Genomic DNA, 14276 nt, shown 5'->3' with positions numbered 1-14276 from the left:
GACTCCTATTAGCTGGTTTAGTTTAAGATGGTCTCGTTCACATATAAAAACGCTTAACGCTACTGTTAAGCGCTTTTTCATTTCAAAAATTATCTCTATTAGCAAAATTGCCGGTTAAAATGAACCGTAATTTGCAACCTTACTGAAATGTCTGTTAGCTTGCAAATGGATATACAGTTTCTATAACAATAAATAACATTCAATAGTATAAATGCCTGTATATCAATAAAAAAAGGCCATCATTTTCATTTTTAATTTGATGGTCTATTTGCTTTGGATAAATAAATTTTGTGACAGATAACTGCACCCTTTAATTTTTGCTAAATACCCTTCCCGTTTTTGGAAAGGGTGGGCTGGAAAAACGATGTAAAATGACTTTATCAACTGATTAACCCATTTAAAACAAGGAGGATGAACTGGAATGAAAAAAATGTTTTTGGTTTTAGGAACCATTTTTCTGATGGTCATGTTGGCTGCCTGTGGAGCGGATTCGGCAACGAATGAGCTTGAAAAGAATGATACAAACAAGGCGGAAGCGAAAACAGGAAATGAGGCAACAAAAGCTGAAGAGGATCAAGAACCTGCGGAAGAAGAAAAGGCGGAAGATATTTGGACCTATTATGATAACGCCAAGTGGTCTGACGATTATAATGGACTGAAATTGGAAGTCCAAAAGGTCGTTGTGAGTGATAAAGCCCCAACTATGGAAGATGAGAATGCTAATGCTTCTGCGGTTGGAGTAAAGTTAAGGATGGAAAATACGACAGATGGAAAGTTCACTTTTTATCCAGACCAGGCTGTCTTGGTTACAAGTACTGGTGAACAGATCGACATGCCTGATATGTGGGTATCTGATTCTATTGGAGGAGAAATTGATAAAGGTGTCATTAAGGAAGGAAATATCATCTGGTATCTGGAGCGAGGAAATGCCGAAGCAATTGAGTGGATTAAGATGAGTTTTACCGGCCATCAGGGTGGCGAAGACGATTTTGAGGCTGAGACCAAGGAATATGAGTTCGAAATCAAATTGAAGTAAGGACATCACAACAGGAGGAGATTGACATGAAAAAACGATCAATTGTTTTACTTTTAACGCTTAGCGCATTGCTTGCAGCTTGTTCATCAGAAGGAAAAGTGAGTGAATCAGCGACGAAAACGGAACAGACTGCCAAAGAGGATAAAGCCAAAGCAGAAGATGAAGGTTCAGTTGAAGTGGATAAAGGTCTTTTTAACGTGGAAGTGACCTTGCCGGCATCGATGTTTGAAGGTGAAGACATTGACAGTACCATTGAGGAAGCGAAAGCGGAAGGAGTCAAGGAAGTCATCAAAAATGACGATGGTTCCGTCACCTACAAGATGTCCAAATCCAAGCATAAAGAAATGATGAAGGAGCTTGAAACAGGCATCAAGGAATCACTTGAGGAAATGAAGACGAGTGGTGACTTTGCTTCAATCAAGGATGTGACTCACAATAAATCCTTCTCTGAATTTACTCTGGAAGTAGATAAAGCAACTTATGAGAATAGCATGGATGGCTTTGCCGTATTCGGCCTTGGAATATCGGGAGCGTATTATCAACTGTTCAATGGCGCAGATCAGGATGATTATAAAGTGACGATTAATGTTAAGGACCAGGCGACCGGCGAGGAATTTGATCAGATTGTGTTCCCGGATGATATGGAGGACGGTCAATAGGATTGGCAGTAGAAAGTATTTAGATTTCACCATAGCCTGGCTGTCTTTTGGTGTTTATATCGGAGAAAGCCAGGCATTATTTCAACTTGCTGGATGAAATACGTTACAATATAGCTATACATATATTGGAAGAGAGGAAGTGTCATAATGGGCAACTGGATTTTCCAGGGGAATCCTAAACAATTCGATGTCGATACATACATAAAAGAAAATGAAATCGTTGATTGGAACGTTCGCCAAAAGCAGTTCTTGGATGAAATACAAGTTGGAGACAAGGTATTTATCTGGAGGTCGGATGGTGGAAATAAAAATACCGGTGGAGTAATTGCGCTATGTGAAGTTCAATCCGAACCTTACGAAGATGAAGAAAATGACAAGGTCGATTTAAGGATTCTTGAAAAGCGTCTTACTCCTGAACAAGGGATGCTTTTGCGTCATGAATTAAAAGAGATTCCTGATACGATGAATCTGCAAATCTTCAAGATGAGGCAAAATACTAATTACCGTTTAACGGAAGAAGAGTTTAATCGACTTCTTCATCTATGGGAAAACCCGGAAGACATTGAAGAGAAGTTGAGTATGTCCTTTGTCGAAAGGTACTTACATCTATTTAAAGATTCCGCAAATGCGTGGTTTGACAGCAACCAGAACTATCTTAAAGAGAGTTATCATTTCTTCCAGAATTTCAAACAAGAAGAACATTTAAATACAATGGAATGGGAAGATATCCAGGAACTTGGAGAGCATATCAATGCCTTTCGAATGGCGCTTGCCAAGAAAAGAGCCCTCGGATTTATGAACGCAAGTATTGAACAATACAGAAAGAGCTTTAGTTTTTTGATACACGGCAATGAATCGCTTAAAACCCGAATTGACCAATTTATAAATAACGAGGATTATAAGCTGTTCGGGTTCGGCGCAAGCGCTGTCAGTGAGATGATCGGAAACATATTCCCGGAAGAATATTGTTTTTACAATCAGAGAGATAAGGTTGCAGTAGAAAACATTCTGGAGCTGAAACCAAAATATGCCAGGGGCGATACCTTCGGTGACAAGTTCAATAAATTTCAGGAATGCCTGAAAGAGAATGAAATTGTTGATCAATACCTAACGATTGTGGGGAAAAGAACGGACCTGCCGATCTATTATGAAATTGATCAATTCTTTAGCTATCTGTTTGAGAACTTTGGGAAGCAGGAACCTGAAGCCGTCCTGGAGGACCAGCCGCAATACTGGCTGCTGGCAGCGGGTGAAGGCAATTTTATGTGGGATGACTTCAGGGAGAATGAATATATCGGCATAGGCTGGAGAGAGCTCGGTGACCTGAGGAATTATAGCAGCAAGAGGGAAATAATTGAAGCTCTAAAAGAAATCTATCAAACTGATCGTAATCCTAATAATGATGCCCTTGCAAACTACCAGTTTGCATATGAGATGAGGGTTGGGGACTACATCTTTATCAAAAAAGGAGTACATCAGGCGATCGGCTTTGGAAAAGTTATTTCTGACTATAAATATGACCAGGCTCAAGAAACATATAAATCAATCCGAAAGGTCGAATGGATTGAAACGGGAGAATGGGAAATTGAGAGGGTTACTACGAAGACTCTCACAAATCTGACGCCTTATCCTGAATTTGTCGAGAAGTTGCTAGACGATATTAATAAGGAAGGCAAAATCGTGTATCCTGACCCGGATAATAACAGTTCGAAGGTAAACGATCAACCAGCCTCCTATTCCATCGATCAGCTTTTATCTGAGGTTTTCATGCCGGAAGATAAAATCGAAGAGATTCTTGAGACCCTTGATTACAAGAAAAATCTTATACTACAAGGACCTCCTGGTGTAGGGAAAACATTTGTAGCGAAGCGCCTTGCCTATCTCCATATGGGTGTAAAGGATGATAAAAAAGTTGAGATGCTGCAGTTCCACCAGTCATACTCTTACGAGGATTTTATTAGAGGCTATAAACCAAATGAAGATGGTGATTTCACCTTAAAGGATGGTCTCTTCTACTCTTTCTGCAAAAAAGCAATCGAAGATCCCGAGAACAACTATTATCTTATTATTGATGAGATCAATAGGGGGAACTTGTCTAAAATCTTTGGTGAACTCATGATGCTCATTGAGGCGGATAAGCGAGGCAAGAAATATGCTGTCAAGCTTGCCTACAGCCAGGGAGAAGAAACTTTCTATATTCCTGAAAATGTATATCTTATCGGTACGATGAACACGGCGGACCGATCTCTTGCCTTGGTGGATTATGCCCTTAGGAGAAGGTTCTCCTTTATAAGTGTGGAGCCAGCCTTTCAAACAGCGGCCTTTAAAGAATTTTTAATAAGCAAGGGAATCAGCCAGGGTTTCATCGATAAACTCATTGATGGCATTACAGAGATTAATGAAGCCATTAAATCTGATACCGTCAACCTGGGGAAAGGCTATGAAATTGGACATAGCTATTTTTGTCCGGTCATCGAACGGGTTGAGGATGAACAGAAATGGTATGACAGGATTATCCGCCTGGAAATTGCTCCTCTATTACGGGAATACTGGTTCGATCAGGAGGATAAAGTAGATGAGCTCCTTGACCGACTCTAAGATACCGATTAAAAACCTATATTACATGCTCTGTTATGCCTGGGGGCACTTGAATGAAAAGGACATGGCCAATATCGCCCGTGAAGATGAGAAAGACATTAAGCATTTGTTGACAAGGATTCTTCTGGTAAAACTGCGTTCCCTTATCAAGAGAGGGTTTTACCGGGAATACAAATCCTCCATTGAGGAAACTGGAACGTTAAAAGGGAGAGTGCTGTTTCAGGAATCTATTAATACTTTTTCTTTTAAAAGAGGAAAGATGTATTGTGATTTTGAAGAAATGACGCATGATATTGTGCTCAATCAGATCATTAAATCGACTCTTTATTCTCTATTGCAAAATCCGGAATTGGCTACCAGCTTAAAAGAAGAAATCAAGAATCTTTATTCCTATTTTGCTGAGGTGTCGACTATTAAGTTAAGCCAAAGGCTTTTTCAGGAACTTAGACTTCACAGAAGCAATCAGCATTACCGTTTCGTTCTGGATATATGCCGCTTTCTTTATGAGTCGATGCTGTTGAATGAAGATGATTCTGACTCGATATTCGCTGACTTCGAACGGGATCCAAAAGCGATGGCAAGATTATTTGAGGATTTTGTCAGGAATTTTTATAAAAAAGAAATGCCCACCTTCAAAGTGTATCGCGAGAACATTTATTGGGATGCAGAGGGGAAGGATACCCACTTTCTCCCCCTCATGCAAACAGACATCTCACTAGAGTCCAAAGAGCGCAAAATCATCATGGACACGAAGTATTACCAGCATGCTTTGACACGCAATTTTGGTGCAGAGAAAGTAATCAGCGGAAACTTGTATCAGCTTTTTGCTTATTTAAGCAATCACAAAAGATCAGCTGATAAAGAGACCGCTGGCATGCTGCTTTATCCGAAAACAGGAAAGGAGCTTAACCTTTCCTATAAAATTAAAGGATTCCCGGTGAAAATCTGTACTGTGGATCTTGATCGGGACTGGAAAGTCATTCATGAAAGGTTGGTTGAGCTTGTTGTTTTTTAGCTCTGCCTGGCCAGTTCAAAAGAAACCGTGAGGAGAATGAATATGGATAAGCGAGTGGAAGCCTTTAAGGGGAATAGCTTTAAGGTCACTAATGAAACGACTAAGGGAATTGAATTTGAAAATGTGGTAACTAGAGAAATCGTTTATTTAATGCCGACTGTCGAACTCTCTATTGTTTTAAATCCCAAAACTGTAGAGGGAAATTCATGGCTGCAAAATAAGGCACATGGATTGTACCACAATACTGCATTAAATCAATTTCCCAAAAGAAAGAATAAGGGTAAGAGTCCAATCTATTATGGATATTCATTCAAATTTCAAACAACAGAGGAACTATCTTCGTTTTTATCAGAAATGAATTCATTAGGAAGAGAAAGCAGTATAGTTTAAAAGATAACGGAGGTGCCTCGCATGAAACAATATTTGAAGATTTTCGTCCATACAGAGATTAATCGGGTGAATCGCCTGCTTGATGAAGGCTGGGAGCTGATTGAAACAAGCAAAGTCCAGTATCCGGATGGAGGCGAAGGAGTGGAATACCACCTCGGACTGCCGGCAGAAACTCGGATCAAGCAACTGATGGAGATCATCAGGATGTATGAAAAATACGGCTTTAAAAGCGACCTGATCCATGATTTTGCGGAATCGAAAAAGGAGGACCTCCTCGGCTATACAACCGAACCGGAATTGGATATGCCAGAAACCCCGGTTACCAGGTTCCTTATGCTTTATGAAGAAGCCGTGAACGGGAAAAGTGTGAAATACTACAAACGAAAAATGCATCCTTTTGAAGATCCTGAGTTGGATTATATCGATATAGATATGGAATATGAATAATAAACCAAGCTAGAGTTTTGTTACTCTAGCTTTTTCTATGTAATAAATAACCCCCGTGAACAAAATGAACAAAATGTTAACTAAGTTTTTAATGCTGTTTAAATGAATAATCTATCCTATTTTCAAAAACTTTGTAAAATTAAGAAAACGCTTACAAGGGGGAGTTAAAAATGTTTTCTATGAAAAAGATATCTGCAGTTCTATGTGTGGGTGCACTGGCAGTAAGCCTTGGTGCTTGCAGCAGTGATGCTCCTGCATCCTCTGCTAAAAAGGAAGGTTCAGGTTATCCTACCAAAGCTATTACGGTGGTGGCGCCATCTGGAGCTGGCGGCGGATGGGATTTAACCGCACGATCATTGACAAAGGTTCTGGGTGAAACAAAGATTGTGGAGCAGCCTATGACAGTTGAGAATAAGCCGGGTGGCGGCGGTGCTGTGTTTATGGCTGAATATGCTACGGCGCAGGCAGAAAATAATGAGATGCTTTTTGTCAATTCACCTCCGATTATCATCAACAATCTGAAAAAAGAAGGAAACAGCCCATATGGGGTTAAAAATACAACGCCATTGGCACAGTTGACAAAGGATTATGGTGCGATTGTTGTAAAAGAGGACTCGAAATTCAAAGACCTGAAATCGGTTCTGGAAGAGGTAAAGAAGGATCCTAGTAAACTAACCTTTGCCGGCGGTTCTGCGCCTGGTTCCATGGACCATCTTATTTCGATCCTGCCAGCTTATGAATATGGTGTTGACCCAACTAAGGTTAAATATGTTTCTTATGATGGCGGCGGAGAAGCGATTACTGCTTTGCTTGGCGGGAACGCTGATGTAATTGGTACTGACGCATCAAGTGTTAAGGAGTTCTTGAAGGCTGGCAAGGTAAGGGTATTGGCAGTCACTTCTTCTGAACGTTTAGCAGGTGATTTCAAAGACATTCCAACCGCAAAAGAACAGGGAGTGGATGCTGAATTTACGATTTGGCGCGGTGTGTTTGGTCCTGAAAAAATGTCTGAAGATGCAAAAGCATATTGGGAGAAATCACTTGAAAAGCTAGCGAATTCCCCAGAATGGAAGAAAGAAGTAGAGACACAGGGCTGGGATCTTGATTATAAGAATGGCGAAGACTTCAAAAAGTTCCTGGAAGATCAGGAAAGCCAGGTTCAGCAATTATTAGAAGCCCTAGGCATGCAGAAGTAACCAAAGAAGGGGGAGGGTTTTCCTCCCTTCCCCCGTTCTTGAAAGGAGTAAGCAATGAGCATTCAATTCGATCGGATTGCCTCGATTCTATTTTTGGCGACAGGAGTTCTTTTTATTGTTGGGAGCAGACAGCTTGCGAGTTCATCATATGGCAGCTCCGTTGGTCCTGATATTTTTCCTTTATTACTTGGTATCATTCTTGTTCTTCTAAGCATTCGTTTGTTTTATGAAACTATGGTTGCAAAAACACAGCATAGTTCGAAAGAAAAATTACTGTATAAACCTTTCTTGATCATTTTTTTCGCTACATTGGTTTATATTTTGACATTGGAAACGATCGGGTACGTCATCACAACCTTTTTATTTTTATTTGTTTGTTTTCAAACGATGGAACGCACTAAGGTGATGACTTCCCTTATCATATCTGCTTGTTTTTCAGGACTTGTTTATTTTTTGTATGTCGAAGTATTAAAAGGGACGCTGCCAGGATGGCCAATTTGGCTTTCATAGTTTAGGTGTAGCCTTTTCGAAGGAGGTTGTACAAATGAGTACACTCGATTATTTATTTCAAGGCTTTGGAACAGCCTTCATTTGGTATAACATCATTTTTGCCTTCATTGGAGTCTTGATTGGGACCGCCGTAGGTGTTCTCCCGGGGATTGGGCCGATGAGCGGAGTAGCGCTGCTTATTCCTGTTACTGCATCAGCTACTGGCTGGCTGCCGCCGGAATCCGCTGCGACAAGTGCGATCATTTTACTTGCGGGAGTCTATTATGGAGCCATGTATGGAGGTTCAACCACCTCCATTCTCTTGAATACACCAGGAGAATCCTCATCTGTGGTCACAACGCTGGACGGTTACCAGATGGCCAAAAAAGGGAGAGCAGGCAGTGCCTTATCGATTTCGGCAATAGGTTCATTTGTCGCCGGAATCGTTACACTTGTGGCCCTTATAGCATTGGCCAAGCCTCTATCATCGGTGGCGCTGAAATTTGGTCCTGCAGAATACTTTTCATTGATGCTTTTAGGACTTGGGGCTGTCAGCGGACTGGCCGGAAAATCAGTGACAAAGGCATTAATCATGACTGTTACTGGATTGTTGCTGGGAACGATCGGTATTGATAGTGTTTCAGGTATTGCCAGATTTACTTTTAATGTTCCGTGGCTTTATCAGGGAATTGAGTTCCTGACGATTGCCGTTGGATTGTTCGCGCTTGGAGAGGTTTTTAAGACGATTTTGGAAAAAGATGAAGAAGAGGGAGAAATCGCAAAGATAAATAACTTGCTTCCTTCAAAGGCTGAGCTGAAAGAATCGGCTGCACCGATTGCGCGTGGTTCCATATTAGGCTTCTTTGTTGGGATCTTGCCAGGTGCAGGGGCGACTCTTGCATCCTTCTTTTCTTATATTTTAGAAAAAAAGATTTCGAAAACTCCTTCAAAATTCGGGACAGGGACCATTGCAGGGGTGGCAGCACCGGAATCGGCGAATAATGCTGCGTCCGGCGGTGCGCTGATTCCGTTATTAACATTGGGGATTCCAGGGTCAGGGACAACGGCTATTTTAATGGGTGCCTTGATGATGTATAACGTGCAGCCAGGACCATTATTATTTGAAGACCACCCGCAGGTAGCATGGGGACTGATTGCCAGTATGTTTATCGGCAATGTCATGCTGTTGATCTTGAATCTTCCGCTGGTAAAAGTGTTTGCAAAGATCATCCAAACACCAAAACAATTCCTGATCCCTATCATTATTGCGATCTCGATTTTTGGTGTCTATGCTGTCCAGGTATCAACAAATGATCTTTTGCTGTTACTGGCATGTGGGATTTTCGGCTATTTCCTCAGCAAAAATGATTATCCGATCGCTCCGCTTGTTCTCGGGTTGGTGCTAGGGCCGATGGTTGAGAATAACCTGCGAAGAGCATTGACGATTTCCAACGGGGATTTTAGTATCTTTGTATCACGCCCTATTTCTCTGGCGTTTCTACTCATTACCCTGTTATGGCTTGTAATTCCGCTGTTGATGAAAAGGCGGGGCAAAGAAGTCATTATCAATGTAGAAGGTTGAATAATTAAAATAGTAAAAAAACTCCTTTCTATAAGGAGTTTTTTTACTATAATGAAGGAGAGGTGTTGGTGTGAAGTTACATTCAAAATTAATGCTCTTAATTGTGATCCTTATTCTCTTGATTGGCGGTATTTTTGAAATCACTTTCAAAAATATCTTAGAGACGAACATGAAGAAGGAAATTGGCTCTAAAGCGCTGGCTGTGGCGGAATCCATTGCCAATATGCCAGAAATTGAAGAAGCTTTTTACGAGGATGATCCAGCATCTATTATACAGCCTATCGCGGAAAGAATCCGGAAACAGGTAGGGGCAGAATTCATCGTCATTGGCAACAGGGATGAGGTCCGTTATTCTCACCCCAATCCTGTTCGATTAGGACAAAAAATGGTCGGAGGAGACAATGGCCGTGTTTTTAGCGGAGAATCTGTTATTTCCGAATCTGTTGGGACATTGGGCCCTTCTTTAAGGGGGAAAGCACCCATCTTCAGCAAGGGAGAAGTTGTTGGTGTGGTTTCTGTAGGATATCTTCAGACCGATATCGAAAAGGAAATCTCCGCTATACAGAAAAAAATGTTCACTGCTACGTTTCTTATTTTAATAGGAGGCTTAATGGTGGCCTTCTTGATCACGTTGAATATAAAAAAGGCTCTGTTCGGTCTTGAACCAAAAGAAATTGCCTGGATGTATCAGGAGAAACATGCCATATTAGAGTCCATTCATGAAGGCATCATTGCCATTGATACCGAGGGACGCATCACGGTGGTGAATGAAAACGCCCACAAAATATTGAGAGTACCGAATGAGGTTCTCCTTCGTGGAAAAAGAATCGATGAGGTGTTGGAGAATACGCATCTTCTTGGAGTCGTTGCTACAGGACAAGCAGAATACGATAAGGAGATTATGATATTAGGAGAAGTATATTTAGCGAATAGGATCCCCATTTTTAATAAAAAAGGTGATGTGATTGGGGCAGTCGCAAGCTTCCGGAACAAGTCGGAGCTGGCGAAGTTGTTGCAGGAATTGTCCAATGTAAAAGCCTATGCAGAAGGATTGCGTGCCCAAACCCATGAATATTCCAACCGGCTTTATACCCTTCTAGGACTAATTCAGCTTGGTTCATACAAGGAAGCAATCGACTTCATTTCTAAGGAAGTCGATGTAGCCCAGGGATTCATTCAATTTTTAATGAAGGAAGTGCCAGATCCTATCATTGCTGCCTTTGTACTTGGAAAGTTCAGCCTGGCAAGCGAATTGAAGGTTGATTTTACAATCGACAGGGAGAGCAGCTTTAAAGATGTGCCAAATGAAATTGACAGAGATCACCTAGTGACCATTATTGGGAACCTGGTCAATAATGCTTTTGAAGCCGTTAGGGAGAACGGGAAAGCAGAAAAAAGGGTCTTGCTGTTCCTGACCGATCTTGGCAAAGAGCTGATTATTGAAGTAGAAGATAACGGTCGAGGGATAGAAAGCGAAAACAACGAACACATATTTCTGGAAGGTTTTACTACGAAGAATAGGAATAACAATTCAGGTATTGGTCTAAGCCTTGTGCAAAATGCGATTGATCAATTAGGTGGATCCATCACCTTTTCATCTAATCCGGGGGAAGGCACAATTTTCACTGTAGCGATACCAAAAAGCAGGGGGAAATGAACAATGGGGAAAAGGGACATTGAAGTTCTGATCGTCGAGGATGATTTAAGGATAGCGGAAATCCAAAAGCGGTTCATCGAACAAATCGAAGGATTTCAGGCCGTCGGGATTGCAGCCGGCTATGTCGAGGCTAAAACCTTAATCGATATTCTAAAGCCGGATTTGCTTTTGCTCGATGTTTACTTTCCGGATATGAACGGCCTCGAATTGTTGAGGGAACTCAAGCTGCAGTCAAAACAAACCGATGTCATCATGATCACGGCAACGAGGGAAATCGAAAAAGTACAAGAAGCGATCAGTATCGGAGTTTTCGATTATATTATCAAGCCTTTAGTGTTTGAACGATTCAAGCAGTCCCTGCTGAGATATCAGGATTATCATGAAAAATTATCGCAATTAGGCAAAGCGAATCCTGTTGTGACACAACAGCAGGTTGATAAACTGCTGCGGAAAGAAATGAATGAATTGAACAATGATAAATCATACCTTCCGAAAGGGATCGACCCGCTGACGCTCGAAAAAGTCATGGAGGTCATTGGAAAGGGTGGGGCGGGACTTACAGCAGAAAGCGTCGCAAAAGAAATTGGCGTCAGCCGGACAACCGCAAGACGTTACCTCGAGCATCTAGTATCCATCGAAAAGATAGAAGCAGATTTGACATACGGAACCGTTGGGCGGCCGGAACGAGTTTATATTAGTATAGGGTAAGTAAAACAAACAGGGACATGCGGACGGACTGCATGTCCCATCGATTTGTTTCCTCTTCTGTTATCCTATTATTTGATATAATGGTAAAAAATGACTAGAGATATAGAAAAAGGGGAAACGAAAAACATGGTATGGTTCTTTGTCGCAATCTTTCTTGCTGATTTAATATTAGGCTTCATGCAAGCGCCAGTTTGGGCATTTATTTTGGTTAATCTAATTTTTCTCTTACTCTTTATGTTCAAAAGTTTTTATCCGGTTGTTTTTGAAAAGGATCCGGAAAAAGTAATGAACTTCATGAAAAATTCCAAGCATCCGCATTTCCAGTTCTTTTATTATTTCTTCAATGATCAGCTGGAAGAAGCGGAGAACAAACTGCGTCAAATTAAATCTCCTTTTTACAGAAAACTGAATGAAGTGAACCTGCTTGTCAAAAGGAAGCAATTTGACGAAGCTGAGGAATTAGCAAGAGGGTTCAAGGATAATATGTATAAATGGTATTCTCTTGCCGGGATTGCGATTGAGCAAGGGGACCGTGAATCGTATCGAAAATACAAGGAAAAAGTCAGGAATTCTTTTTACCGAAGGCTAATGGAGTTGGAAGAGATGGTCCATGACGGGAAGAAGGAAACAGTGCTCGCTGAATTGGATGATATGATACCCAATTTGCGTGGCTCTAAGCTGCTTAGCGTTATTCAATACAAAAAAGACTTAGTGAAAAGGCATGAGGATTAATTCTTCACAGGGGCGGCTCCAAGGGGCCGTCCTTTTTTATATTTGAATGTTGATAAAAGCTGACAATCTGGCGAAAGATCCTCACCTGGTCGAATTATTCGAAAAAGTGGTCGAAATAATTCGGAAAGTGGTCGAATAAATCAAAAATGTGGTCGAATCAATTAAAAATCCGCCAAATTAATTCGAAAAGTGGTCGGAAAAAGAAAATGCCCGCCGATGTTGCGGGCATTTTTATCTTTCGCAGGCGATTTATTTACTTTTCCTTGGAGATAGCATTATAGTGTTCAAGGTTTTTGAATCTTTTCTTCTTTTTTAAGTACTTTTCGTTCAGTATGAGTACTTTTCCGTTCTCTGCGGCTGAAAATTTGCGGTAGACGGATTTGTATTTTTCAAAGGCTAAATGTTCGGAGATATAAACAGGTATGATGATGGCGATAAGGATCAGCACATCTCGGATGATATGGAATTGTTGCCCGAAAACATACCTCGTCATCACGGCCTGGGAGGTGAATGCGACCATTAAGGTGATCAGGACATTGCATATGTGAAAGGGGAAAAACTCTTTTCCTCTCAGAAACATCCGCTCGAGTTCATTTTTAAAAATAAGAGAAATGAATACCGATATCACAATGAAAATCAGGGAGATAAAAAACGCCATTTCACCCGTCCTCCTTTATGGAACATTCCTTTCCAGCATTGTAACACAACAAAGGGAAGAGCAATGATAATTGGGACGTATAAGTTTCTGCCTCAAGACCTCACTATTGCCCTCCTTTTCCCCACCAACCCTTTTTTCGGAAGTATAAGGCAATGGATACCCCCGTCACAAGCATGAGGGCCAGTGCATAAACATAGCCGAAATCCCACTTCAATTCGGGAATGATTTCAAAGTTCATCCCATATAAACCGGCTAGGAACGTCATAGGCAAAAATATGACGCTTACGAGAGTCAGTGTCTTCATGATTGTATTGGAATGGTCGGCTTTAAGCGTCATTTGTAAATTGAAAATACTGTTTAAACTTTCCTTGAAGGTGTCGAGAGCGCTAACAATCCGAGCATAATTATTGTTAAGGCTTTTAATGAAATAGCCTGATTCCTCATTCGTGAAAGGGAACTTGTCGGAACTGATCGTCTCCATTACATCCTCTTGAGCCTCGATCGTTTGCCTTAATTCATGCAGGGTGGCTTTCCACCGGTATACACTTCTGGCAATTTTGTTCTCAAAGGGATCTTTAAAAACCCTCTTCTCTAAACTCTGGATTTCATCCGATATTTGATCAATCATTTCTAAATCCTGGGCAATTGTTTTATCTAGTATGTGAAAAAGAATCATTCCTACATGAGACATCCGCTCTGGATTTTCAATAAAAGGTTGCTCCAAATTTTTTGCGAGATATAGGTCCTTTTCAGCCTTTGATACGACATAATCATGGCCAGCCAATATCGTGATTTTTACACGAGTGTAATCCGGCTGGATCGCAATTAACGAAATGATTGCCTCATTTTTAAAAACATCAATCTTTGGAATATCACTGAATTCGCGCAGTCCCTTCAACGCTAAAGGATGAATGTCCAATTGATTGACAAACGGTTCAAATTGATTGGCATTCGATGAATGAAAATGAATCCATGCGATTTCATCCCTGGAATCGGGAAGGGAAAGCTCATCTTTCTTGGTAACTATTTTTTTATTAGCAGAGTATACGAGCATCTATTTTGTCTCCTGAATTGAATTTTCCTTTATCTTGTGTGATTTATGGAAGTTT

At 41.0% G+C, this 14276-nt stretch carries 14 protein-coding genes; 12 read left to right on the top strand and 2 right to left on the bottom strand.

All coding sequences use genetic code 11. The annotated features are described in order from the left end of the window. Nucleotides 1-421 precede the first annotated feature (421 nt). The 12 genes from J7E38_RS17080 (at nucleotide 422) to J7E38_RS17025 (ending at nucleotide 12509) form a co-directional block, all read left to right on the top strand. Nucleotides 422-1036, top strand: coding sequence for a hypothetical protein (locus tag J7E38_RS17080; protein ID WP_214705022.1), 615 nt, complete (start codon nucleotides 422-424; stop codon nucleotides 1034-1036). A gap of 26 nt (nucleotides 1037-1062) precedes the next feature. Then, entirely contained in the window at nucleotides 1063-1695 is a 633-nt protein-coding gene (locus J7E38_RS17075) for a hypothetical protein (RefSeq protein ID WP_214705023.1), read from the top strand. Nucleotides 1696-1842: 147 nt separating this feature from the next. After that, entirely contained in the window at nucleotides 1843-4293 is a 2451-nt protein-coding gene (locus J7E38_RS17070; RefSeq protein WP_214705024.1) for an AAA family ATPase, read from the top strand. Beyond that, entirely contained in the window at nucleotides 4271-5308 is a 1038-nt protein-coding gene (gene mcrC / locus J7E38_RS17065; RefSeq protein WP_214705025.1) for a 5-methylcytosine-specific restriction endonuclease system specificity protein McrC, read from the top strand. Before J7E38_RS17070 ends, mcrC begins: the two co-directional genes overlap by 23 nt. A gap of 42 nt (nucleotides 5309-5350) precedes the next feature. After that, the gene (locus J7E38_RS17060) at nucleotides 5351-5698 is read left to right on the top strand and encodes a hypothetical protein (protein WP_214705026.1); all 348 of its coding nucleotides are present in this window, start codon (nucleotides 5351-5353) and stop codon (nucleotides 5696-5698) included. 21 nt (nucleotides 5699-5719) lie between these two features. Then, nucleotides 5720-6145 (top strand): hypothetical protein, encoded by a 426-nt coding sequence (locus tag J7E38_RS17055; protein ID WP_214705027.1) that lies wholly within the window; start codon nucleotides 5720-5722, stop codon nucleotides 6143-6145. Nucleotides 6146-6315: 170 nt separating this feature from the next. Then, complete coding sequence (locus J7E38_RS17050) at nucleotides 6316-7341, top strand: Bug family tripartite tricarboxylate transporter substrate binding protein (protein WP_214705028.1); 1026 nt, start codon at nucleotides 6316-6318, stop codon at nucleotides 7339-7341. A gap of 54 nt (nucleotides 7342-7395) precedes the next feature. Continuing rightward, nucleotides 7396-7851 carry a tripartite tricarboxylate transporter TctB family protein gene (locus tag J7E38_RS17045; RefSeq protein ID WP_214705029.1) on the top strand — a complete coding sequence of 152 codons (456 nt, stop codon included), beginning with the start codon at nucleotides 7396-7398 and terminating at the stop codon, nucleotides 7849-7851. A 34-nt stretch (nucleotides 7852-7885) separates the two neighbouring features. Further along, entirely contained in the window at nucleotides 7886-9412 is a 1527-nt protein-coding gene (locus tag J7E38_RS17040; protein ID WP_214705030.1) for a tripartite tricarboxylate transporter permease, read from the top strand. 70 nt (nucleotides 9413-9482) lie between these two features. Further along, nucleotides 9483-11069 (top strand): ATP-binding protein, encoded by a 1587-nt coding sequence (locus J7E38_RS17035; RefSeq protein WP_214705031.1) that lies wholly within the window; start codon nucleotides 9483-9485, stop codon nucleotides 11067-11069. Between the two features lie 3 nt (nucleotides 11070-11072). Then, nucleotides 11073-11777, top strand: a complete 705-nt coding sequence (locus J7E38_RS17030) for a response regulator (protein WP_214705032.1) — start codon at nucleotides 11073-11075, stop codon at nucleotides 11775-11777. Nucleotides 11778-11903: 126 nt separating this feature from the next. Next, entirely contained in the window at nucleotides 11904-12509 is a 606-nt protein-coding gene (locus tag J7E38_RS17025) for a hypothetical protein (RefSeq protein WP_214705033.1), read from the top strand. Between the two features lie 253 nt (nucleotides 12510-12762). Here J7E38_RS17025 and J7E38_RS17020 read toward each other — a convergent pair whose 3' ends face one another. Beyond that, nucleotides 12763-13167, bottom strand: coding sequence for a hypothetical protein (locus tag J7E38_RS17020; RefSeq protein WP_214705034.1), 405 nt, complete (start codon nucleotides 13165-13167; stop codon nucleotides 12763-12765). A gap of 103 nt (nucleotides 13168-13270) precedes the next feature. Then, on the bottom strand, nucleotides 13271-14221 hold the full coding sequence (locus J7E38_RS17015; protein ID WP_214705035.1) for a magnesium transporter CorA family protein: 951 nt from the start codon (nucleotides 14219-14221) through the stop codon (nucleotides 13271-13273). Between the last annotated feature and the right edge of the window lie 55 nt (nucleotides 14222-14276).

The sequence above is a fragment of the Bacillus sp. ISL-35 genome, assembly GCF_018613355.1.
Lineage (GTDB): Bacteria > Bacillota > Bacilli > Bacillales > Cytobacillaceae > Mesobacillus.
This window is presented reverse-complemented; position numbering and strand designations above follow the sequence as displayed.